At 68.1% G+C, this 21,871-nt stretch carries 17 protein-coding genes and 4 pseudogenes; 6 read left to right on the forward strand and 15 right to left on the reverse strand.

Annotation, left to right across the window (positions count from 1 at the left end):
• The first annotated feature begins 25 nt into the window (after positions 1 to 25).
• The gene (locus ACZ6MZ_RS16010; protein ID WP_383914197.1) at positions 26 to 361 is read left to right on the forward strand and encodes an ankyrin repeat domain-containing protein; all 336 of its coding nucleotides are present in this window, start codon (positions 26 to 28) and stop codon (positions 359 to 361) included.
• On the opposite strand, the gene ACZ6MZ_RS16015 is transcribed toward ACZ6MZ_RS16010, so the two are convergent.
• Positions 333 to 1,132 (reverse strand): IS5 family transposase gene (locus tag ACZ6MZ_RS16015; RefSeq protein WP_469352920.1). Its coding sequence is split into 2 segments (ribosomal slippage): positions 333 to 784 and positions 784 to 1,132, totalling 801 coding nucleotides; the frame shifts between segments, so codons are not numbered across the junction. The two genes, ACZ6MZ_RS16010 and ACZ6MZ_RS16015, sit on opposite strands and share 29 nt — an antisense overlap.
• Positions 1,133 to 1,454: 322 nt before the next feature.
• On the opposite strand from ACZ6MZ_RS16015, the gene ACZ6MZ_RS16020 reads away from it, so the two are divergent.
• Positions 1,455 to 2,495 (forward strand): vWA domain-containing protein, encoded by a 1,041-nt coding sequence (locus ACZ6MZ_RS16020; protein WP_384180437.1) that lies wholly within the window; start codon positions 1,455 to 1,457, stop codon positions 2,493 to 2,495.
• A gap of 69 nt (positions 2,496 to 2,564) precedes the next feature.
• On the opposite strand, the pseudogene ACZ6MZ_RS16025 reads toward ACZ6MZ_RS16020, so the two are convergent.
• From ACZ6MZ_RS16025 to ACZ6MZ_RS16035, 3 genes and pseudogenes are all read right to left on the reverse strand, one after another.
• Positions 2,565 to 3,604: pseudogene (locus ACZ6MZ_RS16025) on the reverse strand (IS30 family transposase).
• Between the two features lie 336 nt (positions 3,605 to 3,940).
• Positions 3,941 to 4,627: an RICIN domain-containing protein gene (locus ACZ6MZ_RS16030; RefSeq protein ID WP_469352397.1), complete on the reverse strand. Its 687-nt coding sequence runs from the start codon at positions 4,625 to 4,627 to the stop codon at positions 3,941 to 3,943.
• Between the two features lie 728 nt (positions 4,628 to 5,355).
• Positions 5,356 to 5,949 carry an NlpC/P60 family protein gene (locus tag ACZ6MZ_RS16035; RefSeq protein ID WP_469352399.1) on the reverse strand — a complete coding sequence of 198 codons (594 nt, stop codon included), beginning with the start codon at positions 5,947 to 5,949 and terminating at the stop codon, positions 5,356 to 5,358.
• 769 nt (positions 5,950 to 6,718) lie between these two features.
• Between ACZ6MZ_RS16035 and ACZ6MZ_RS16040 the strand changes: the two genes are divergently transcribed.
• A complete protein-coding gene (locus ACZ6MZ_RS16040; RefSeq protein ID WP_469352400.1) occupies positions 6,719 to 7,339 on the forward strand; it encodes a hypothetical protein in 621 nt (206 codons plus the stop codon).
• A 670-nt stretch (positions 7,340 to 8,009) separates the two neighbouring features.
• On the opposite strand, the gene ACZ6MZ_RS16045 is transcribed toward ACZ6MZ_RS16040, so the two are convergent.
• Both ACZ6MZ_RS16045 and ACZ6MZ_RS16050 read right to left on the reverse strand, forming a co-directional pair.
• Positions 8,010 to 8,495, reverse strand: a complete 486-nt coding sequence (locus tag ACZ6MZ_RS16045) for an SRPBCC family protein (RefSeq protein WP_469352402.1) — start codon at positions 8,493 to 8,495, stop codon at positions 8,010 to 8,012.
• Entirely contained in the window at positions 8,492 to 8,890 is a 399-nt protein-coding gene (locus ACZ6MZ_RS16050; RefSeq protein ID WP_384180431.1) for an ArsR/SmtB family transcription factor, read from the reverse strand. The genes ACZ6MZ_RS16045 and ACZ6MZ_RS16050 overlap by 4 nt, the downstream gene beginning before the upstream one ends.
• Before the next feature lie 41 nt (positions 8,891 to 8,931).
• Between ACZ6MZ_RS16050 and ACZ6MZ_RS16055 the strand changes: the two are divergent.
• Positions 8,932 to 9,890: pseudogene (locus tag ACZ6MZ_RS16055) on the forward strand (Tn3 family transposase); the annotation flags it as partial.
• 345 nt (positions 9,891 to 10,235) lie between these two features.
• Here ACZ6MZ_RS16055 and ACZ6MZ_RS16060 read toward each other — a convergent pair.
• From ACZ6MZ_RS16060 to ACZ6MZ_RS16090, 7 genes and pseudogenes are all read right to left on the reverse strand, one after another.
• Positions 10,236 to 10,685 (reverse strand): spore-associated protein, encoded by a 450-nt coding sequence (locus tag ACZ6MZ_RS16060; RefSeq protein ID WP_384180427.1) that lies wholly within the window; start codon positions 10,683 to 10,685, stop codon positions 10,236 to 10,238.
• Positions 10,686 to 10,719: 34 nt separating this feature from the next.
• Positions 10,720 to 11,130, reverse strand: coding sequence for a DDE-type integrase/transposase/recombinase (locus tag ACZ6MZ_RS16065; RefSeq protein WP_469352404.1), 411 nt, complete (start codon positions 11,128 to 11,130; stop codon positions 10,720 to 10,722).
• Between the two features lie 233 nt (positions 11,131 to 11,363).
• A complete protein-coding gene (locus ACZ6MZ_RS16070; protein WP_469352405.1) occupies positions 11,364 to 13,457 on the reverse strand; it encodes a HelD family protein in 2,094 nt (697 codons plus the stop codon).
• A gap of 261 nt (positions 13,458 to 13,718) precedes the next feature.
• A complete protein-coding gene (gene tpg, locus ACZ6MZ_RS16075) occupies positions 13,719 to 14,276 on the reverse strand; it encodes a telomere-protecting terminal protein Tpg (protein WP_469352407.1) in 558 nt (185 codons plus the stop codon).
• A gap of 6 nt (positions 14,277 to 14,282) precedes the next feature.
• The gene (gene tap / locus ACZ6MZ_RS16080; protein WP_469352922.1) at positions 14,283 to 16,523 is read right to left on the reverse strand and encodes a telomere-associated protein Tap; all 2,241 of its coding nucleotides are present in this window, start codon (positions 16,521 to 16,523) and stop codon (positions 14,283 to 14,285) included.
• A gap of 498 nt (positions 16,524 to 17,021) precedes the next feature.
• Positions 17,022 to 17,989: pseudogene (locus ACZ6MZ_RS16085) on the reverse strand (transposase); the annotation flags it as partial.
• A gap of 127 nt (positions 17,990 to 18,116) precedes the next feature.
• Positions 18,117 to 19,856 (reverse strand): AIPR family protein, encoded by a 1,740-nt coding sequence (locus ACZ6MZ_RS16090; protein ID WP_469352408.1) that lies wholly within the window; start codon positions 19,854 to 19,856, stop codon positions 18,117 to 18,119.
• 168 nt (positions 19,857 to 20,024) lie between these two features.
• On the opposite strand from ACZ6MZ_RS16090, the pseudogene ACZ6MZ_RS16095 reads away from it, so the two are divergent.
• A pseudogene (locus tag ACZ6MZ_RS16095) lies at positions 20,025 to 20,251 on the forward strand (IS5/IS1182 family transposase); the annotation flags it as partial.
• Between the two features lie 110 nt (positions 20,252 to 20,361).
• On the opposite strand, the gene ACZ6MZ_RS16100 reads toward ACZ6MZ_RS16095, so the two are convergent.
• Positions 20,362 to 21,219 (reverse strand): methyltransferase domain-containing protein, encoded by an 858-nt coding sequence (locus tag ACZ6MZ_RS16100; protein ID WP_389789187.1) that lies wholly within the window; start codon positions 21,217 to 21,219, stop codon positions 20,362 to 20,364.
• Positions 21,220 to 21,407: 188 nt separating this feature from the next.
• Between ACZ6MZ_RS16100 and ACZ6MZ_RS16105 the strand changes: the two genes are divergently transcribed.
• Entirely contained in the window at positions 21,408 to 21,587 is a 180-nt protein-coding gene (locus ACZ6MZ_RS16105) for a hypothetical protein (RefSeq protein ID WP_384328255.1), read from the forward strand.
• 5 nt (positions 21,588 to 21,592) lie between these two features.
• Here the strand turns inward: ACZ6MZ_RS16105 and ACZ6MZ_RS16110 are convergent, their stop codons facing one another.
• Complete coding sequence (locus tag ACZ6MZ_RS16110; protein ID WP_389789189.1) at positions 21,593 to 21,751, reverse strand: hypothetical protein; 159 nt, start codon at positions 21,749 to 21,751, stop codon at positions 21,593 to 21,595.
• Positions 21,752 to 21,871: the final 120 nt, after the last annotated feature.

Raw genomic sequence — 21,871 nt, forward strand, 5'->3', positions numbered from 1 at the left:
GTTGCGATGGCGGTTGAATGCCTTGGTGAGTAACTACTGGACACCCGCCCATCACGCGGTCGAGCACGACGATGCGGAGGCCCTGGCCCGGTTGCTGGCCGACGGCGCTGATCCCGACGAGGTCTTCAGCAACATGACGTTGCTGACCCACGCCATCGATGCCGAGGGCGACGGATCCCTGCAGAGCGGTGAGCCACTGACCGTTCACATCACGGCTGTGCTGCTCGCCTTCGGCGCTGACCCGGAGCTCGCGGATCCAGATGGTCGCACCCCCCTGGACATGGCCGCCCACTACGGTCACGACCTGGCGGTGAATCTGCTGCGGGCCCACATCAGCAGGCGAGCCGCCGGTAACAGATGAGGGTGCAGGCGATGCTCGTGAAGGCGAGGAAGTGCTCGGCTTTGCGCTCGTAGCGGCGGTGGAGACGGCGGCAGCCGGCGAGCCAGGACATGGTCCGTTCGATGGTCCAACGGTGACGCCCCAACCGCTGCGAGGTCTCGACTCCCCTGCGGGCGATGCGGTGCCCAATTCCCCGCTTGGATAACCATCGCCGCAGGTGAGCGTAGTCGTAGCCCTTGTCGGCATGGAGCTTGCCGGGCTTGCGGCGACGGGGGCCTCGGCGCGAGCGGATTGGAGGTATGCCCTTCACAAGCGGAATCAGAGCCTGGCTGTCATGGACGTTGGCACCGGAAATCCCTACAGACAGGGGCAGACCGCTCCGCTCAGTGACCAGGAGGATCTTTGAGCCGTACTTGCCCCGATCGACAGGATTCGGACCCGTCAACTCCCCCCTTTTTGGGCCCGCATGTTCACCGAATCGATCGCGCAACGGGACCAGTCAAGGTCGCCGCGGGAGCCCAGCTCGTCGAGTACGAGGCGGAGCAGCTTGGCCCACACCCGCGCCTTCGTCCACTCGGTGAACCGGCGGTGAGCAGTTGCCCCGGACGGCCCGAAGGAGGCCGCGGGCAGTTGCTGCCATGTGCAGCCCGACGTCGCCACGAACACGATCGCGGCCAGCACTTCACGGTCACCGTGCCTTCGCCGACCACCGCCCTGAGGCCGCGTGGGCGCCTCCGGCGCCACCCGCTGGAACAGCTCCCACAACTCGTCCGGCACCAGCCGCTCAACGATTCCCACCACAGCCGACAGCCTACCGAGACAACCAATTGAGATGGCTTCTAAGGCACTGCACCAGCGGGAAGCCGTTGAACCCGGCCGAGCCCACTCATCAGCCTCTCCCACAGTGCTCGACACCGGCGCACCCCCATCAACGCCCCGCCCCGCCCCGCCCCGGAAAGGCAGGCGGCCCGTGCGACGGCCCCGGGCCCGGATCCATCCGGTGCACACCCCGGCCCCGGGCGCCTACCGTCTGCTCCCCCCTGCGGACCAAGATCGATTGTCAGTGGTGGGTGAGACGATCAGTGCATCGAGCCGGAAAAAGGGGGAGCTTTTCATGTCCGGAACTCAGAACTACATCAATCACGTTGCTCTTGTGCTGGATGCCAGTTCGTCCATGTCACACCTGAGCGGCAAGGTCGTTGAAGTCGCCGACCAGCAGATCGCTTATCTGGCCCGCCGGTCGAAGGAACTGGACCAGGAAACCCGCGTCACGGTGTACGTCTTCGCGAACAAGGTGGAGTGCGTCGTCTACGACAAAGACGTGCTGCGGATGCCGTCCCTCAAACAGCTCTACCGGGTCGGCGGCATGACGGCTCTGCTCGCAGCCACGCTGAAGTCGCAGAACGAGCTGGCGCAGACGGCTCAACTCTACGGCGACCACAGCTTCCTGACGTTCGTCCTGACCGACGGACAGGAAAACGCAAGCCACCGCTGCCCCGACGCCCCCGCCACGGATCCGCGGGAACTGGTCCAGGCCGTGGCCAAGCTGACCCAGACGCAAGCGGACAACTGGACGCTGGCCGTCCTGGTGCCGGACCAGATGGGCAAGCGCGAGGCCATGCAGTGCGGCTTCCCCAAGGACAACATCGCCATCTGGGACGCCACGAGCACACAGGGTCTGGAGGAGGCTGGGCAGGTCATTCAGCAGGCAACCGAAAACTTTATGGTGGGCCGCGCAAAGGGCATCCGCGGGTCGCGAGCGGTGTTCTCCACCGGTGCCGACGCTGTCAACAAGGACACCATAAAAGCAGCCGGCCTCACCCCGGTGAAACCATCCGAGTACCAGCTGATTCCGGTCGCTCGCGAAGCGGGAATCCGGGACTGGGTCACCGAATGCGGACACACCTACCGCACCGGCTGCGCGTTCTACCAGCTCAGCAAGCCGGAGAAGGTCCAGGCACGAAAGCAGATCGCGGTGCTCGAGAAGAAGACAGACCGCGTCTACACCGGACCGCAAGCCCGAACCCTGCTCGGCCTGCCCGACACCGAGGTCCGCGTCAAGCCGGACCACAACGACGACTTCACCATCTTCGTCCAAAGCACCAGCGTCAACCGCAAGCTCGTCCCCCACACCCGGCTACTGCTCATGATCTGACGCCCGTTTTTCAGGAAAGCCCCGCCGGCAGGCGGATTCCAGGGGTCGTTGCAACACGTGGTCGGTTGGTCAGGCCGCGAGCAGTTTGTGCAGGCGCTCGGCTGGGGTTTCCCAGTCGAGCGTTTTGCGTGGGCGGCTGTTGAGCTCGGCGGCAACTGCAGCCAGTTGGTCGGGGCCGTGGGAGGAGAGGTCGGTGCCCTCGGGGAAGTACTGCCGCAGCAGGCCGTTCGTGTTCTCGTTCGAGCCTCGTTGCCAGGGGCCGGCCGGATCGCAGAAGTAGACCGGGGCATCGGTGGCGACGGTGAAGGCGCGGTGTGCGGCCATCTCGGAGCCCTGGTCCCAGGTCAGTGACTTGGCCAGGTGCCGTGGCAGAGCCTGACGGTGGTCTGCAAGGCCGTGCTGACATCTTCGGCGCCGCGGCCCTTGGGCAGGTGGACGAGCATGACGTAGCGGGTGGCCCGCTCGACCAGGGTGCCGATGGCGGAGGCACTGTCCTTCTGGCGGTGCGGCTTGCGCCGGGACCGTCCGGTCCGCAGGGCTCTGGCCAGCTCGTGCCGGAGTTCACCGCGGCCTTGGACATAGAGGGCCCGGTAGATCGTCTCGTGGACCACGTGCATCTCCGGCCGGTCGGGGAACCTTCTGCGAAGAGCGTTGCAGATCTGTTCCGGGCTCCACCGCATTGCCAGGTGGGCCTGGATGAAGTCACGCAGCTCAGCGTTCTGGCCGATCTTGCCGGGCTTGGGCCAGGGCATGCCGTTGCGGCGTATCTCCCGGCTGACTGTGGACGGGCTGCGGCCCAGCTCGGCGGCGATCGTTCGGACGGACGCCTTCTCGCGCAGCCGGTCGGCTATGTGGATGCGCTCGTCCTCACGCAGGTACCTCGTTGCCGAGGGCGCGGGCTCCCGCTCTGCCGGAGCAGGAGCCCGCCGCCGCTTCGGGTCGGTCCGGCCATGTCGCCATTCACGGCCGGTCCGGTCATGGACGCCGACGCGTCGGCTTGCCTCTTTGCTTGTCAGCCCCATCCGCACGCGCCGGAAGTATCCCTCCCGCTCAGCCCGGAGCTTCCGGGGCCCCTGAACCTTGCGTACCTTGCGAATCCCGAAGTCCATCGCAACCCTTGAGCTGGGGTGTTGCGACGACCACTAGAACGGAAGCCAACCGGCGGGGCTTTTCAGCGCACGCCCGCGAACCCACCCAACGTCAGAGCTGTCCCGGGTTTCGTAGCGGCCGGTTTGTGTGGTTTGAGGCGGTGGTCGTGGTCATCTGGGATCGGTAGCGCTCGCCGTAGCGGATCCTCAGTACGCCGAGCGGGCCACCGATACCCGCGTGCAACGCGATCACGGCCGAAGCACTCCGGCTGATTGTCAAGTGCCTTGCCCAGTAACTGCTCCAGCTCCTCCTCACATGAGGACCGCGGGGCCGGCAGCGGCACTTTGCACCCCAGATCAGGAGACCGGGGCCTGGGCCGGGGTGAAGGTGAAGAGTTGGTCGCTGGCTCCGGTGCACTCGGCCTGGATCAGTTCGCTGCCGTCGATGAGGACCTCCTGCATGCCGAGGCACTTGCTGCTGTCGGTGAGACGCAGGCGGTAGCCGTTGCCGGAAGGCTCCAGCCGGTAGTGCGTCGCCTCCGGGTCGGTGCAGTCCCAGGTGGACACCAGTTCGACCTTCTCGGAGGGAGCTAAGTCGGTGTCCCCGCTGAGATATCCGTCGCCACCCAGGCAGCCCGACTGGAATGCCGGCTTGAGTCGGTACACCAGGTCGCCGAGGGATTCCAGGTAGATCTGCGGGTAGTCGAGGTGTGAGCAGCGGCCTCGTACAGCGACGATGCGTTCAGTCAGCTCGCTGCTGCCCTCCGTGATGCACCGGCTCGGGGCGTCGTCCGGATGCATTTCTACCCAGCCGGCCTCGGGCATCCCAGACGAGGTGCGGACGGCGACGGGGGGTTTGGCTGCCGTCTTGCTCGGCTGGATTTTGTCCGGGGTGGTGGAAGGTGTGGGAGCCGGCGTGGATTTCGTGGGGCCGGCGGTGATTCGGGGACTGTCTTCGGGCTGTGCGTTGCCGATCTGGCCGCCGTTGGGCCAGAGGGCGAGCACGAGGACGCCGACGGCGGCGCAGGCTCCGGTGAGTGCCATCGGAAGGTGGCGGGTGCGGGTCGGGTGGCCGCCGTGTCCGGGGGCTGTCGCCGGGACCTGCGGAGATGGCGCGTTGGCTGTGTGCTGGTCCCCGTCGTCTTGGGCGAGGCTGGTTTCTGATCCGGCGCTCGTGTCGGTGCCCGGTTGCGGGTCGGTCTTTACGTCGACTGCCGTGCCGTCGTCGGAAGGCGGCTCGGTAGCCGTCTCGTCGACGGTGGCGGAGGGTGGGGCCGGCGAGGGCTCCTCCGGCGGACTCGTCCGGTCTGATATTGCGGTTATCGCCTCTGCGCTTGCCGGAGGTGGCTCACCGTTCCCGCCTGGTGCTGGCTGCGCGTTCATCGCAAGCCGGCGGCGGACCTCCAGCCAGGCTTCGACGGTGGCGGCGTTGCCGCCGCACGCCCGTACGAAGGCGCCCAGGAGCTCTTCGCGGGGCAGGTCCCCCCGTGCCAGCACGCCGGAAATCGTGGCGCGTGGCAGTGCGTCACCTGCGTCGTCCGCTCTGCGTTCCAGTTGCCGGTAGCTGAGGTCGGCCCAGCTGCGTAACTGCCGCATCGTGTGGACGAATTCCGCCGGTGTACGCGCGGCCTCCGGATCGGGCCCCGTCCCCATGTCTCCCCCTGCTCGCTCGCATGCTCGAAGGAGCCTAGTGCGAAGACGGGTCGGAAGAGAGTGCAAGCGGCGGCGCCGGCGGAGAAGGATCCAAGCTCTCAAAGCCGATTCGGCTTCCATCACGGCGTTACGTGGCGGTAGCTGACGACCTGTGACGTATCGGTGAGCGGCGCGACGGTGACCGATCGGCCGGAGCCGGGGGCATGTATGACCTCGCCGTCCCCGATGTAGAGCTGAACGTGACCGCCTCTATTGGTGATCACCAGGTCGCCGGGGACAAGTTGGGCGCGGGTGGTGGCCTTACCGGCGTGGACCTGGCTCCAGGTGGTACGCGGGAGTTTCACCCCGGCCGCCTCCCAGGCTCGCATCACCAGTCCGGAGCAGTCGTAGCCGCGGGAGCCGGTACCGCCCCAGACGTAGGGCTTTCCCACCTGGGACCGGGCGAAAGTGACGGCGGCCTGGGCTGCCGATTTCCCAACTGCCTGCTTGCGCGTCTTCGCTCCGGAGGAGGGGGCTGGATCCTCCGGCGGTGCGGGCTTCGCCCGGTCAGCCGGCCCGGTGGAGAGGGGTAGACGCAGGGTGTCTCCGGCGTAGATCAGCGTCGACGTACCCAGCTCGTTCAGCCGCTGCAGCGTCTTTACGGTCGTGCCGTGCGAGCCGGCCAGCGCGTAGAGGGTGTCGCCCGGTCGCAGAGTGACCTTCTTGGTGGCCACCGGCGACTTCTTTGCCGTGCCCCGACCTGGCGCGGGAGGTTCGGCGATCTTCACCGGGCCGTGTACCCGCCCTGTCTCCGTACCGGGGGTCCTCGTCCCGGCAGGACTGGGGGCAGTCGGTTTTTCCGGCGCGAGCGACAACGACGGTCCGGCCGGCGCTGAAGACGACGATCCCGACGGGCCGTGCACGGCCAGGATCATCCCCGCCACAAGCGAGAGCAGGAACAGCACAACCAGGCATGACGCCGCCCATAGCGCGTTCCCCGCGCTCGGGGTCCGCGGCTTGCGGTGCGACATCGGGGCCGGAGCCTGCGCCTGCGCCTGCTTCGAGGGCCTGAGCAACGTCTGCTGCGCCATCACAACCTCCTTGTGAGGACCGGGGAGTTCGCGGCCCGAAAGAAGGCTGTTCCGGCCATGTGGTGTCCCGCCAGAGCTCCAGGTGTCCCGGACAGTCCGTATCCGTCCGCACCCACGAACGCCCCTCGCCGCAGGCGGCGAAACACCCCTGGACACCAGCTCTGACCAGCACGGACGGACCCGGACTGTCCCAGCCACCGCAATCCATTGCCCTGCCCCGGACCCTGCGGCCACGCTTCTCTCACCGCCGCGCACCGACGGGCGGCGCCCCGGTCGAAGGCGTCGCCACACCGCTGCCCGGCCGGCCCAGCCACCGGTGTCGACGACCGCAGGCGGGCCAGACCGCAGCCGAGGCACTTCGAGAGAAGCAGCCCGGTTCCGACCACTCGGTCCTTACTCAGGGAGCATCAGCATGCGCAGCACACGAGCCCGTTCACTGGCGGTGGCCACCGTCGCCGCAGGTCTGCTGGCGGGCGGCATCACCGCCGGCACCACCGGGGCCTTCACCGGCGACAGGCCCACCGACACGATCGCCAACGCGGCCGCGGAAGGGTCGCAGATCCAGTCCGGGACGGCGAAGAAGCCGCCGTGCATCGGTGAGAAGAGGATCGCGAACAAGACGTTCGTCACGACGGTCTACGAGTGGCCGGACGACCCCGCCCACGTACAGAGCATGCCGGGGCCGGCGAAGACCACGTGGGAGTACCAGGTCGACCTCACCAGCAAGGTCAGCTCCACCTTCGGCATGACCTACGGGGTGATCAACGCCGGTCTCGGGTTCGAGACCGGAAAAACCGAGAGCTTCAAGAAGAAGGTCGAACTCAACCTGAAGGACAGGACTCACTACCTGGTCCGCGCGGCGGAGGTCTACAAGCAGTACCAGTTCGACGTCTACGAGCAGCAGGCCGATTTTGCCTGGATGACCTCGACGGACGCCCGCTGCAAGCCCTACACCTGGGTGAAGATAGGCAGCGGTACCGCCCTCAGGCCGTGGACGAGCACGTACAGGATCACCAAGGTCACCAAGCCCTAACCCCTTCGCCCCCGGCGCTCAGCGGCTGTGGGCTCATAAGAGCTCCTGATGACATGACCAGGGCCCGCGGCCGGTAACGGCTGCGGGCCCTCGGTCGACAGATCGTCACGGGCCACCGACCGCGCCCTCCGTCCGGCCCAGGTCCTACGCACCTACTGGCCCGACAGAAGCTGTTCGTAGTGCTTGACAACTCCTCCCGCACAAACACGCCAAGGCCCGCGCCTGGGCGCCCGATCGGCAAATCCAGTTGGTCTTCCTGCCGACCTACGGCTCCTGGCTGAATTGGATCGAAGCGATCATCCAGCGAAGGCGCCCGGCCCGACTCCGCGCCGGGTACCGCGGCGGGCGATCACGGGCACGATGCCGCAAACCTCCGTAGGCGCGTGAGCGCCGAGCGTATTTCTCCTCCAGCAGCTTTCACCTGGTGCAGTAGCTTGCCAACGCCCCGGGAGTTCCGCTTCGATCAGTCCGTCGGGGTCGTACAGGACCGCGTGCGTGCTGGTGTGCATGGCGGGCCTCGCTGATGGGGGCGTCGTCGCGCGGGTGGCCGGCGGTCACCGCAGGGTGTCCTCGCCGTCGCCGTGCTTGTCGTCCTGGTCCTCGGTCCGCTGGGCGAGGAACCCGGCGAGGTCCCGGCCAACCGAAGCGGCGAGGTAGGCCGCACGCGGACTCATACCTGCTCGCGCACCAGCTCCTCCAGCAGGGCCAGCGCATCCTGCATGCCGTCCTCCATGCCGGACTGCAGGTGCCCGTCCCGGTTCGCCTTGGTCTGGTGCTCGACCAGCATCTCCAGGTAGGTCCGGCCGTCCTTCTCGACGAACGTCGTGGTGTTGACCGCCTGAGCGTCCGGGACGCCGGAGAAGGTCTCCGTGGTGACCAGGCGCTCGTCCGGGACAACCTCCCGGTACTCGCCGTAGAAGGCGAACTCGTAGCCGTTGAAAGCCTTCGCCGCCCAGCGCCACCTGCCGCCGACGCGTACGTCCATCTCGACGCCGGTCACCTCGGAGCGGTTCGCGTGCCACCATCGGCGCAGCAGTTCCGGGGTGGTGAAGGCCCGGTACACCAGGTCCCGGGGCGCGTCGAACTCGCGCGTGATCAGGATCTGGGTGTCGGTGGGGGTGGTGACGGTCGCCCGCCGGCCGTTCGTCGCAGTCATGATTCCCGCTCCTTGTCCGTAGTTTCCGATTGAGCCGGCTGCGAGCCGTGGCGGCCGGATTCCGCCTGCTGCGCCTTGAGGTCCTCGAGTACCGCGTCCAGGAGTTCGAAGCGCTCGGTCCAGAGCCGCTCGTAGTCCTTGACCCACTCGTAGACCTCGCGCAGCGGCGCCGGTTCGAGCCGGTATATCCGCTGCCGGCCCTCGTCGCGGACCTGCACGAGCCCGACCTCGCGCAGCACCCGCAGGTGTTTGGACACCACCGGCTGTGCCACGCCGAGCTGCTCGACCAAGTCGGTGACGGACCGCTCGCCCCGCGCCAGGGCGTCGAGGATCTCCCGCCGCCGGGGTTCGGCGACGGCATTGAACGCGTCGGTGGTGGTCGCCGCTCTCGCCATGACTCCATCGTATGCCGATATAGGCATACGTCAAGCGGCGCGCTGCCCTGGTCGCACACGGCTGCAACGTCGGCTGCACCCCGGTCATCGGCGGTATCGACGCGCTGAAGTACGGGCGGCTCTCCCACGTCGACCAGACGTATCTGCGGCTCGCCACGTACCGGGCCGCGAACGCCACGCTGATCGAGCACCAGGCGGCCATCCCGCTCGCCCAGGCGTGGGGTGGCGGGCTGGTCGCCTCAGTCGACGGATGCGGTTCGTCGTCCCCGTACCCAGCGTGTACGCGCGGCCGAACCCGAAGTACTTCGGGCGTCGGGGCGGTGCCACCTGGCTCAACATGATCAACGATCAGGCGGCCGGGCTCGGCGGGAAGGCCGTAGCCGGCACCCCGCGCGACTCGCTGTACGTGCTGGACGTGCTCTACGACCGCGACGGCGGCAAGCGCCCGGAGATGGTCGTCACGGATACCGCCTCGTACTCCGACATCGTGTTCGGTCTGCTCACCTTGGCCGGGTTCGCGTACGCGCCGCAGCTCGCGGACCTACCGGATCTGAAGATGTGGCGCGTCGACCTCGCCCGGATCGAGCGGCACTGGTACGGGCGGATCGCCAAGACTCTGCACATCCTGCTCCTGGCCGACGAGCCCGGCTGCAGCAGGCAGATCAAAGTGCAGGCCAACCTCCAGGAGGGCCGCCACGCGCTCGCCCGGCAGATCTTCCACGGCCGGGCCGGACAGCTCTACCAGGACGGCATGGAGGACCAGATCGGAGCGCTCGGACTGGTCCTCAACGCCCTTGTGCTGTTCACCACCCGGTACATGGACGCGGCGGTAACCCAGCTGCGGGCGGACGGTTTCGACGTCCGCGACGAGGACGTGGGCCGCCTCTCCCCGTTCGTACGGCACCACGTCAACATGCTCGGCCGGTACTCGTTCCAGCTGCCCGACCTGCCTGGCGGCCTGCGCCCGCTGCGGGCCCCCGAGACCGCCGATGATGCGTAAGTAGGAAGGTGCATCAGCATTCTCGGTGGCGGAATTGGTCGTGCGGCTTGGGCTGGGGCTCGGGCTGCCCGCAGCGGTGTTATCGGCGCCGGTCTCGGTCGGCGGTGCTTCGACGGGGAAGTGGATCGGGCTGATCAGGTATTGCGTGCGGTCGGGTGATGGCTCGTTGGCCAGGTGGGGGGCGGTCACCTCCCGCATCCCGTCGATCATCCCGCGTAGTTCCCCAGATCCCGCGCCGCCTGCGGCTCATGGACGCCTTCCCGATGACCGTCAGCGGCAAGGTCCGCAAGGTCGAACTGCGGGAGGCGGCGGCGCGGGAACTCGCGGGCCGGGTGATGAGCCGGATCAGCGGATTTCGGTGACCCGGTGCTCCTTCAGGGCGGCGCAGTTGGAGTTTTCCACCGACACGTACACGTTGTCGATGCTGCCGCCCCAGCTCACGCAGTAGCCCTTGCCGTAGACGTAGGACGGCCCCGCGTATGAGGTGTAATTCCCGGAGTCCCCGGACCACTCACCGGTGTCGGGGACGTAGATGTACGCGGACATGTACTTGGCCGCGCCCGGGTTGGCGCGGATGGTCGCGACGCAGTTCTTGCCGTTTGAGGAGTTGTACGTCAGGTAGACGGTGCCCAGCGAGCCGATGGGCGCCGAGTTCACGGTCTTGTAGGCGCTGCCGCAGACGCCCTGCGGTGTGACGTTGGGCGCGGCGGAGGCGGTCGTGCTGAACGCGGTCGTGGCGCCCACCGCCAGTGCGGTTAACGCCCCGGCGGCCGCGATATTGCGTGCGATTCTCATATTTCCCCCTTGTACCCCTGAGAGCTGTTTGCTCTCACTTGATGTGACCCGCGAGCGGCATGGATGGTTGTGCCGGGTTCACGTTGATGGTGGCGCCGCGGTGAGCGGATGCGAGGACCAGGAGCAGCGGAAGATCACGTTCGGGGCGGGGTCTGCGGGACGTGACCGCCAGGGCGAGGGCCTCGGTGACCAGCTCGGTTCTCATGTGGCCGGCGATCCCCCAGCTGACGATGCGGCGGGAGGACAGGTCCAGAACGACTGCGAGGTAGGGCCGGCCCTCGCCGGTGGGGACGTAAGTGATGTCAGCGGTCCAGCGCAGGTTCGGCGCGTTCGCGGTGAAGTCGCGGCCAATCAGGTCGGGGGCGGCCGTGGCCTGCCGGTCCCGGCGAGTGAGCGAGGCCCGGCCGGTGCGGCGGTACACATCGGTCAGCCCGGCCTCGGGCATCAGGCGGGCGACGCGCTTACGCCGAGGTTGTGGTCATTCCCGGATGCCACGACTGGGCGAGGCTCCTGGTCAGCCGTGATCGGCTGCCGTAGGTAGTCGGGCATCTCACCAGCGACGATGCGAGCGGCACGGGCGCGCCGCTGTTTTTGCCGGAGCCTTCCGTGCCCGCTTGGCCTCGCGAGATTCCTTCGGCATCGGGGAGGCTTCACCTGGCGGTTGCCGCCGAGGGCTGGTCAGGTGGCTCGGAGTTGAAGTGTCAAGACGCGCTTGGTGGCGCGCGTCAGGGCCACGTAAAGGTCGCGGGCGCCGCCTTGACGGGCGGTTTCGATGGCGGCCGGGTCGATGAGGAACACGCTGTCGAACTCCAACCCTCGTGTATCCGTGGCTGCGACGACCACGGCGCCGGTCCCGTCGAGCACTGTCGTGAGCCGGGCAATGCGATCGGATGGACCGATGACGCCGATCAGCTCGTCCGGGTGGGCGTCGGCTGCCTGCTCGACCAGTTCACGGATGAACTCATCCATGCCGGGGTCGGTCACGAGGACAGTGCTGGGGCGTTCACCGTGCCGGATCGAGCGGGAGAGTTGCTGTTCTGGGGCGATCCGCGCGAGCAGGGGCGCAGCCGCGTGCAGTATCTCGGCGGTGGTGCGGTAGTTGACCGTCAAGGTGTGGTGCGCGAATCGTTCTCCGACGAACGGCCCAAGGGCCTCGGTCCAGGATCGGACTGCCGTCGCCGATCCCGCCTGGGCGAAGTCGCCAACGACGGTCAGGGAACGTGCCGGGCAGCGGCGCATGAGCATCCGCCATTGCATCTCGGAGAGCTCCTGCGCCTCATCGATCACGATATGGCCGTACACCTGCTCAGGGGGGCCGTCGACCAGCGCTCGCGCCTCATCCAGCAGTGCGAGGTCGGCGTTCGTGTATCCCGTTCTGCGGGGAAGGGTGAGGATCGCGATCTCGTCGTCGGAGAGATCAGGCAGCGAGGTGGTGAGCGCGGTGCTGTCGGCGAGGAGCCGCCGCAGCGCGTCGGTGGCGTGTAGCCGCGGCCACACCGCCTCGATGGCGAGGTCGACGCCGGGGTCTTCGAGGAGCCCGTCGCGGATGCCGTCCCAGTCGATCTCGGGATCGCCCGTGGCCGCGATGGTGTCATCGAGGCCGAGTGCGCGCAGATCCTCGGCGACGGCCTGGTCGAGGTCGATGCCCAGCAGGGCAGCCACCTCATCGTCCATCTCGGTGAGCGCCTCGGTGGTCCGTTTCTCCAGCAGGTTCACGAGGTCACTGACCACGTATTCCTTGAAGGCCTCGCGAGCGGGGTTGTGGGCGAGTCCGCCCTGGGTGGCGTGGCGGTGAGCGTCATCCACCGATTCCGGGTCCAGAACGAGCGTCTCTTGCCCGATCCTGATGTCGAGGGGCACTCCGCGCGGCTGGTGGTCGCGCACCCAGCGCGTAAGGGCTGTGGCGAGCTGGGCTCGTCCCTTGACGCGCGCGGCGGAGTCGGACTCGATCGTGGTCGGCTCGACGCCCGTCAGATCGGCCGAGGTCGCCATCTGCACGTCGTTCTCGCCGAGGGAGGGCAGCACCTCGAAGATGTAGTCGAGGAACCGCCGATTCGGGCCGAACACGAGCACGCCTTGTCCGGTGAGGGCCGGGAAGGCATAGAGCACGTACGCGGCCCGATGCAGTGCCACGATCGTCTTGCCGGTTCCGGGGCCGCCGTCCACGACGGTGACGCCGCGATGAGGTGACCTGACAATCGCATCCTGCTCGGCCTGGAGCGTGGCCGCCGCCTCGCGCATCCGACCGGTTCGTGCCCTGCTCAGTGCGGCGACGAGGGGACCGTCGCCGACGACATCCTGGGGTGTGGGTGACGAGCCGTCGAGGATCTCGTCGCTGACATCCACGATTCTGCGACCGTTCAGCCGCAAGTGTCGGCGGCGACGCAGCCCCAGCGGGGATGCCGGCGTCGCCGCGTAGAACGGCCGCGTGGCATCTGCACGCCAGTCCACCAGCAGCAAGGCGCCGTCCGCAGAGCGAAGGCCGGTACGGCCGATGTGCACCGATTCGCCCGACGTACTGTCGATGCGCCCGAAGCACAGTGAGCGTTCCGCTGCCCGCAGTTCGCGTACGGTGCGCGTGAGGCGGGCGACTTCGACATCGCGGGCATACAGCTCCTGCGGACCCTCGGCCGGGCCGGCCAGCACCCGGCCGCGCGCGGCGAGAGCGTCAGCAATCTCGGAGTCGAGCCGGTCATACATCGCATCAACCAGCCGCCGCTCAACCTCGACCTGCTGCTCGACCTGCTGCGCCACGCCGCTGTCCACCCGCATACGTAGATGTCTCCTCTCCGCAGGTCATCCAGTATGCGAAGCAAAGAGATCGAAAGTAAGGCTTGACTTACCTGGTCGGGTCAGTCGGTGCCGGAAGCATGCGGAAAACTGCCTGCCAATCTCCTGTTGTCACCACCCAGGAGCACGCAAACGGGCTCGGCTTCGGACGGCTCGTGGGCAGCGCGGGCTCGGCCGCCACATCGGTGTGGTCGGGTAGCCGGATCACAATCGGGGGCCTCACTGCTGTTCGGGGCGCGGCCTTTACAGGTCGAACTCCAGGTGCTCGACATCGGTGAAGCGGACCTCTTCGAGGCTTCCGGCGCGGCGGCCGCCGTCCTGGAAGTACACCTCCTTGAGGGCTTCGGCGGCGATCTCCCGCAACTGCTGGTCGTTGGCGCCCTGGTCCTGGGCGTCGAAGAGGCGGGCGGCGTGGTGCGGGGGCAGGGCGACGGTCAAGTGCCGGATCCGGTCCTGGTCCGTCGACCCGATCGGCGCGACGTAGCCGAGGCGGGCCCGGGTGTCGATGACGATGCCGCCGGTCGTCGCCGCTTTCTCGCGGGCCTTCGCCCGGATCTGCGGTTGCCACCTGGCCTTCACCTCGCGCTCTATGCGCGAGGCGAGGTCGGGGCGGGGCTTTTTGATCTGGTCCTTCACGTACCGCTCGACGGTGCGCTGGGAGACCCGCAGCATCTGGGCGACCGCCTTCGTGCCCTTGAGCTGTTTGACCAGGTACCGCATCTGCACGCCGGCCGACTTCGGGATGGGGCGGGTGAAAGCCCGCTGCACCGCCTGGTCCAGGCCGTCCCCGAACATGGTCATCGCCTGCTACTCCCCGTTGTCCTGGTCGGTGATGGTGCCGTCCTTGATGTACCGGGCGAGGTTGAGCTCCGGGGCCTTGAACTGCTCCCTCACGCCCTCGCCCCACAGCACGCTCTGTGTGCCCTCGTGTTTCACCAGGCCCGGGTTCACTCCGAGCTTGAAGCCGCCCGGCAGCGGCTTGCCCTCCCGGTACGGCAGGAAGTCCAGCGGGCTCTCGCCGTCGACCGCGTACACGGCGCAGTCCGAGAGGATCGCGATCGGGTACTGCCCGGTGAAGGCGGCGTGCCTGATGATCTTGCGGTGCTCGTTGATCCGTGTCCGGGAGATGACCGACGCGCGCAGGTGCGGGTTCCACGTCGGCCGGGACAGCGCCCGCCACGGCTCGCCCGGTCGCCAGCCCTCGCCCCGGGGGCGCTCGCGCAGCTTGCCCAGGCCGCCCTTCACGGTCGCCTTGATCGCGGACACCACGATCGCCAGTCCGGGGTCGCGCTGCCGGTAGCCGTCCATCGCCGCCAGGAACTCCTCCGGCGGAACGTCGGCGGGCACCCCGAGGTCGGCCATCGTGGCGATGTACGCGTCGCGCAGCCGGTTGTACCAGGCGTCCAGGTAGCGGCCGTTCTCGTACCGGACGTGTGCCTCCATCGGGCGCACCTCGTAGCCGAGCTCCACCGCGTAGGCGACGGTGGGCGTCGCGTACCAGCCCGGGCCCTCCGGGCGCTCGCCCTTCGGCGTGAATGGGCTGGGCAGCAGCGCGCTGTCCAGTTCCACCCACTCCTTGCCCGACTTCACGCGGGACAGGTCGACGTGGGACAGGTCGACCAGCCAGCTCCCCGGGAGCTTCGGGTCGAACACCGGGTTCTTGACGTGCGTCGGCTTGCCGAGGCCGACGATCAGGCCGTTGGCTCCGGCGGCGAAAGCCATGTTCACGTCGATGCCCACCAGGTTGCGGCGCAGGCATTCGGCGTCGGTGAGCGGGCGCGCCCAGTCGTACGCCTCCTCGAAGAGCTTCTCCTCGGAGCCGCGGACGTGGAAGCGCGGCAGGTCCTTGAGGAGGGGGTGCCCGTCGGGGGCCTCGCACGGCGCCGGGTCGACCGGGTCCTTTCCCAGGCTGCCGGGGTTGTGCTCGGAGTGCCGCTTGCCGTTGGCGTCGGGCTCGGAGGCGCGGGTCGGCGGGTGCAGGGCGGTCATCAGCTCCAGGCCTGTGACGGCGGTGGAGCCGCGCGGCGTCATCACCCGGGACGCGAACACGCCCAGGATCCGGGCGAGTTCGGCCGGCGGAAGCTGCCCGGCTTCGCCCCAGTGCCGGGTATCGAGCGCGTTCCAGGACGGGATGCACAGCTGGACGCAGGCACGCTCCGAGCTTTGTGTGGGGCGGTAGATCCTCGCCCACGGCCCGAACCCGCGCTTCGTCAGCTTCCAGTCGGCGCGCGTCACCTGCTTGATGACCTTGTGGCCCTCCGGGAGCCGTCCGGCGAGCCGCTCTTCCTCGGTGAGGGTGCCCGGGAGTCCGTAACGCTCCAACGCGGCCTCGGTGAGCACGAGCAGCGGATCGGCGTCCTTGCCCGGCCCGGACAGCTTCGGCTGCCCGAGCTTCGCCTCCTTGAGCGTCCAGTCGACGAGGGCCGGGATGGACTTGGCGGGCACGTCCAGGACCAGGCCCCCGACGCAGTACGCCAGGACCTGACCGTCGGAGTCGACATCGACGACCGCGAGCGGGCCGTTCTCGAACCGCGGGTCGGCGGCGGCCGCCGGGGTGCCCGCCGGGGCAGCCTTCCGCGCGCCCGGACGGCGCGACGTCGACGACGGCCTGGTGGTGCGCGTCGGACGCGGCGCGGCCGCCGGAGCGGCGGCGACGGGGGCAGGGCTGATCTGGGTGTTCTCGGATGCCGTCATGGCCGCAGCCTCGGGCGCCGGCCCTGTGGACAGAGACTGCTCCGTCAGGGCAGGCGTGCCGGTGAACGTAGCCGGCACCGCAACGTCCTGGGCGGGTGCGGCCGCGTCGGCCGGGGCGGGGTAGAGCTCCGCGAGCTTCTCCAGCAGCCGCGCGTACGCCTCACGCTCCGGGCCGCGCGGCTCGGTCTTGCCGGACTCCCAGCCGCTGACCGTGGCCCGGCGCACCTTCAGCGCGGTGGCCACCTCGTCACTCGTCAGGCCGTGCGCGGCGCGCAGCCGCTTGCGCTCTGCCGGTGGCGGGAGCGGAGAGCGGGATGCGACCAGCGCGTCGACCGCGTCGAACAACTCGGACATGGAACACCTCCTGACGAACACTCTACTCATGGAACGTACGAACCACGTACGTTTGCCGTACGGATAGCGTACGAAGCGCGTTCGAGGGGTGTAGCGATATATTACGGACGCCTGGAGCGGGGCCGACTGCGGCAGCGCGGCCGTCATCCCGGCCTCCCGTGCCGCCCGTTCCGCCCGCGCCCGGCGCAGGGCGGCCGCCTCGGTCGCCGCGGCCGGGCGGCGGCGCTCCGTACAAGCCGCCTCGATCGGGGCCGGCGCATCGTCCGGGACGACGTCGGCCTCCGGGGAACGCGCGGCGGCGCGGCTTCCTGGTGCACGGCGAGCGCGCGGCGGTAGCCCTCGCACGCCATTCCCTGGTCCTCGCCGAGCCGGTGGGCGCGCCCGGGGACGGGGCTGCCGGAGTGACGTGACGTCGGCCGGGCCGGGCGCGGGCACGGCACCGGGCGACAGGCCGACGGCCTGCGGCTCACCTGCTTCGCCACCAACACCGAGGACACCCCGATCGCGCAGCTGGAGCTGCGGCACCGACAGCGTGCCCGCGCCGAGGACCGCATCCGCAATGCGCGCGCCATCGGCCTGCGCAACCCAACTGGGCACCCGGGTACGGCCGTTCCTTGCGGACAAGCAGCCGCATCCCCTTCGGCCAGTTGGTCAGGCAGTCCCCGTCGAGCTCGGCGACCCAGGCGCCGTCGCGGATCTCGCCGCCGGGTTCGACGGCGGGCGTCCAGGCGGAGGGCGGGACCGACAGCACGGCCTGGTGAATCTGCTCGGTGATGGTCATGCCGACCGAGCGAGTAGGACAGCCACCAGCCCTGCTTCGCGCGCCATTCGACGAATGCGTGGGTGCCTCCGCCGGAATCCGTGCGGATCAGCGTCTGCCGCCCACGCCGGTACCTTTTCGGCAGCTGGGCCACGGCGAGTTTCGCGGCTTCGATGTGATCGGCAGCAGTGTTGGACCCGGCGTTGCCCGGCCGCAGCAGCCCGGCCACCGGCTCCCCGGACCCGCCGCGGCCATGGTCGACGAAGCCCATCAGCGGGTGATGGCCGAAGCTCTTCTTCCAGGTCGCAGCCGCGTCCTGCTTGTCGGAGTGTGCGATCACGAGTACTGCGTCCAGGTCCACGGTCACCTGACCCTCCGCGTCCGGAGGGGAATCCGCGGCCAACTTCCAGACGCGTTGGCGGACTTCGGAACGGGCGGTGCCGGATCGCCGTCAGAGCCATCGGCCCGGCCGTGGCAAGGAGGGCGATGAGCCGGGAGACGGTCGGGTCCGAGGCGGCCCGCAGCATGCCCACATCCGCCAGGCAGTCCCCGCCCAGCGCGACCGCGAACGCCACATCAGCAGGATCTTCCCCGGATCATGCACCGCCCGAGGACACCGCCACGGCGCGAGCGCCGCCGATATCGCCCCGTCCAGGCCGGTCTTGCGGACGGTCTCGACCAGCAGCACGCCCCCACGCTTCCTCACCTGAGGAGTGCTTCTTTCATGCGACGACCTGGACCTGGATAAGTCTCATCGTTGCAGTTCAGGAGCGTTCTTTGCGTTTCTGATCACCCATCGGACGCCCTAACACGTGAAAGCGCGAGGCTAGGCATTAGTGCTCGATGTGGAAGCGGCTTTGGGAGATGACGGACTGGCGGAGCTTGGTGGTGAAGTCTGCGCTGCGGGCGATCTGGTCCACGCCGCCGGCCTTGTTCTGCCGCAGGGCGGACTTGAAGTTCTGGTCGAGGGTTCCGGTCATGCGTTCCATCAGGTCGCTGGTGAGGTGGTCCAGGTCGATGTTGAGCAGGTCCCGCGTGGTCGGCTGGCGGAGTCGCGTCAGGGTGTAGGCGGACACACAGGCCAGGGGGTAGAGCCAGTTCTCGACCGTCTCACCCAGTAGGGGCCGGTCTTCGGCGTACTGGGTCAGGAAGCGGCGGAGGCGAGCGTGTACATCCAGGCAGAGGCGGTAGATGTCCAGGTTGTGTCTGGGGGAGAAAATCTGGCTGTAGTGCTTGTCGTCGAGCAACAAGGCTTCTGAGTGCCGTAACGCCGTGTGCGGCTCCCGCAAGGCGAAGGCGGTGAACTCGCGTGCCAGACGGGCCATGCTGACGACTTGGTCGAGGGGGAAGCCGAGGTTGCGGTAGTAGCTGGCGCGGCGCTCGTAGTGGTAGCCACCGGAGTGCGTGAGACTTTCCTCGATGTCCTTCTGAATGGACTCGGTCGCTCGTAGGGCTCCGGCAGGAAGCTGCGTCTGACTGTTGGTGGCCCGGATGATCCTGTCGCGTGTGGTGCCGGACTCCGGGGCGACCACGATCTTGACCAGCAATGACCTGTCCCGGTGCTGTCCACCGGCCTGGAAGTAGCTATAGACCTCGTGACTGGTCTGCAGCCCGTTTACGATCTGCGGGTCCTTGATAACGATCTTCTTGCCCGCGATCTGTGCCGCATCGGCGACGACGGTGACGCCGTTGTTGAACCACCAGAAATCCTCGCCCGTGCCTGATTTCAGCGTCTCGCCGATGGCGTTGTTCACCGCAGTGGATCCTGCATAGTCCCTCACATTCGACTCGAAGAGCTCCAGCCGTAAGGCCTCGTTGTCGGACGTGATGAAGCGGTAGTACTCGTCCAGCCGGGCGAGGCAGACGTAGCCCTCGCCGAGAGAGGTGCTCATCGGGGTCTCGGAGAAGACGAGTTGCGCCACCGCCTTCGCGCCCCGGGCCGTCCGCTCGCGCAGGTCCGCAGCGTTCAGGTACTCGACGGTTGCCTCGGTGTCCGAGGTGATCTTTGCCAGTTCCCGCCGAAGACGGTCGCCCTTGGACTTCACGTTGGGATGGGGGCCCTCAGCAGCCTTGCTGGCGTAGATCACCTTTACCCTGACCTGGGGGAACGACGACGCCAGCTCCTCCAGGATGCGCAGGAATCGCCGTGTGCGCTCCAGCAGTTTCGCATTGGTGTGCGCGACCAGATCGTCCTCGACACGGCTCATGTCGAGCAGCGTCGGCAGATGAAAGTGCAGCTTCTCAAAGACCGTCTCCTGGTAGCTGGGAGAGGTCTTCGCCTGGAGGACGACCAATTCGATCGTGCTGGCCCTCGATGACAGGTACTGGTGAGCGTCGGCGGTGACGTAGCGGCCGTCGACGAACGACCAGATGCCGTCGATGCCGCAGTCGTGGGCCCCGTCCACGATGCCGTCCTGAATCTCGTCGTTGTCGAGATCCCAGTCCTGGAGCGCCTTGTCGGCGGCGAAGAAGGTGAAGAAGTCGTCCCGCCCCTGGTCCGGCGCCAGCCGCCGATGCTGATCATCCAGGATGCGGTCGAGCAGCCGCTGGTCATTGTTCTGCATGGACTTCATGCAACGCCCCCCAATAGACATGCGAACGGGACAAGATGCTCGCAGGCCCACGCTGGAGAGGAAACCCCCCGATAGGGCTTAGACCGTGTTCTCGTGTGGAGACGGTTCGTTGGGCTGTGCGTGGGGCGGGGTACGTGGAGTTGGATTGTTCCGGACGGCTTTGCCTAGCGGGCTCTGCCGCCCTGATTCGGTATCTCGGAGTCGACCGCTCACCGGCGCTTCGTGATCTGGTCGAGGGCCGGCGTCTGGGGGCGGCTGCATGAGGCCGTCGACAGGATCGACGAGTGCGGCCTGCTCGACCTGTCACGCGTGGTTCTCGACTCGGCCCATGTAAGGGCCAAAAAAAGGGGGCGAACTCACAGGCCCGTGGACCGCCGACCGCGGCGATGGCGGGAGGCGTCTCCGACGAACTCGTCATGGTGGGGCCGATGGAGGCGCACAGGAGCGATGCCTCGGAGCCCGGCTACCGCTTTCACGACCTGGTGCGCGTCTGGAGCCGCTTTTCCTACGGGGATTTCACCGCGCTGACCATGATGTAGCCCATCTTGTCCCGGCACAGAGTGAGAATGCGCGGGTAGACGACGTCGAGCTGGGCCATCGCGTCCATGCCCACCAGCTCCGCGATCTGGGTGCGCCTGGCGGCGAACAGGCGCGGGATCAGGTCGTAGGTGGGTTTGAACTCGCGGGACATGTCGCGGGAATCTCGAATGTCGAAGCCGGCCTCACTGAGCATGCGGGAGTAGTCCTCGGCTCCGGCGGGGAGGCGGGAGAGGGCGAACGCAGCCTGGAACAGCTGGATTTCTTCTGGTGTGAAGGGCACGGCTTCGTAGCAGTCCGCGAGGACGAACCGCCCCCCGGGCCGCAGCACGCGCCACACCTCGCGGATCGCGGCGGGCCGGTCAGAGAAGTGGGCGAACGACTCGATCGCCCACGCGGCGTCGAACGTCTCGGACGGCTGAGGCAGGGCCATAGCGTCCGCCTGCTCGAAGGTCACGCGGTCGGACAGCCCCGCCTGCATCGCGCGGTCGTGGCCAGCCTGCGTCTGCGCGGCGCTGACCGTCACGCCAAGCACGTTCCCGCCCGACGTGGCGCCAATCCGCACGGTGGGCCGGCCGGTGCCGCAGCCGACGTCCAGCATCCGCTGTCCCGGGAGCAGCCCGACCTCGTCGATGAGGGTGCCGGTCCAGGAGTCCTGGGCACGGGTCAGCTCCTGCCATGTCTCGTCGGCTGTCAGCTCCTCTGTCTCCCTTCGCACGCCGTCGGTCCACATGCCCATGTGCATGCTGTCGCCCATAGTCAGGCCGTACAGATCCCCGAAGCGGTCGTACCAGTCACCGACTTCCTGCGCCGATGGATCGGTCATATCCAACTCCTTGCTGTCAGGTGGGGCTACCCAGGTGCGGTGACATCACAGCGGGCCGTGCCGACCCGATAGAGCGGCCCGCCACCTCCACTATTTCCCCGGGGCGGGTGCAGGGCATGGCCCCACATCGGGGCGCACGGAAGCACAGATCGGTCCTGTCACTGAATCGCCTGTGTCGGGCGAGGTCGGTGGCATCGGTGATCTGCTGGAAGTGGCCGATCGGGGTGACGCAGATCCTGCTTGGCTGGACCAAGACCTTCACCGACCCCCGGCCCTGCGCGGCCATCGTCGACCGCCTCGCCCCCGAGCACGAGCGGAAGAACCCGCCAAAGCCGGATGGCCATCCTGCCGTCTGGCACGGGAGGTGACCGACTTACCGGCCCGGGCCGGTCCAGAACTGGCGCGGCGCGAAACCCTCGCGCCGCAGCCAGTGTTCGGTGCCCATCGCGCGGACGACGGCCAGGCCCTCGTGGTGGGCCTTCAGTGCCTTCGTCCACAGGTTGGCGAAGGCCTGGGAGCGGATGATGTGCATCCAGTCCGGGCGGTAGAGTCCCCCGTCCTGCGGACGGCTGTTCGCCGGGGGCCGCCGTCCGGCGGCGGCCGGGATTGCGCCGGACAGGGCCTGGCCGGGGTTCCCTGACCCGGCCAGATC

It is taken from the genome of Streptomyces sp. NPDC042201, from assembly GCF_055582185.1.

Excerpts from the sequence above, each read along its gene's own strand:
- ACZ6MZ_RS16060 (WP_384180427.1), bottom strand. The coding sequence starts at position 10,685 with ATGAGAATCGCACGCAATATCGCGGCCGCCGGGGCGTTAACCGCACTG.
- ACZ6MZ_RS16050 (WP_384180431.1), bottom strand. The coding sequence starts at position 8,890 with ATGGCGAGAGCGGCGACCACCACCGACGCGTTCAATGCCGTCGCCGAA.
- ACZ6MZ_RS16045 (WP_469352402.1), bottom strand. The coding sequence starts at position 8,495 with ATGACTGCGACGAACGGCCGGCGGGCGACCGTCACCACCCCCACCGAC.
- tpg (WP_469352407.1), bottom strand. The coding sequence starts at position 14,276 with ATGACCATGTTCGGGGACGGCCTGGACCAGGCGGTGCAGCGGGCTTTC.
- ACZ6MZ_RS16070 (WP_469352405.1), bottom strand. The coding sequence starts at position 13,457 with ATGCGGGTGGACAGCGGCGTGGCGCAGCAGGTCGAGCAGCAGGTCGAG.
- ACZ6MZ_RS16065 (WP_469352404.1), bottom strand. The coding sequence starts at position 11,130 with ATGCCCGAGGCCGGGCTGACCGATGTGTACCGCCGCACCGGCCGGGCC.
- ACZ6MZ_RS16040 (WP_469352400.1), top strand. The coding sequence starts at position 6,719 with ATGCGCAGCACACGAGCCCGTTCACTGGCGGTGGCCACCGTCGCCGCA.
- ACZ6MZ_RS16100 (WP_389789187.1), bottom strand. The coding sequence starts at position 21,219 with ATGACCGATCCATCGGCGCAGGAAGTCGGTGACTGGTACGACCGCTTC.
- ACZ6MZ_RS16020 (WP_384180437.1), top strand. The coding sequence starts at position 1,455 with ATGTCCGGAACTCAGAACTACATCAATCACGTTGCTCTTGTGCTGGAT.
- ACZ6MZ_RS16110 (WP_389789189.1), bottom strand. The coding sequence starts at position 21,751 with ATGCACATCATCCGCTCCCAGGCCTTCGCCAACCTGTGGACGAAGGCA.
- ACZ6MZ_RS16090 (WP_469352408.1), bottom strand. The coding sequence starts at position 19,856 with ATGAAGTCCATGCAGAACAATGACCAGCGGCTGCTCGACCGCATCCTG.
- ACZ6MZ_RS16030 (WP_469352397.1), bottom strand. The coding sequence starts at position 4,627 with ATGGCACTCACCGGAGCCTGCGCCGCCGTCGGCGTCCTCGTGCTCGCC.
- tap (WP_469352922.1), bottom strand. The coding sequence starts at position 16,523 with ATGTCCGAGTTGTTCGACGCGGTCGACGCGCTGGTCGCATCCCGCTCT.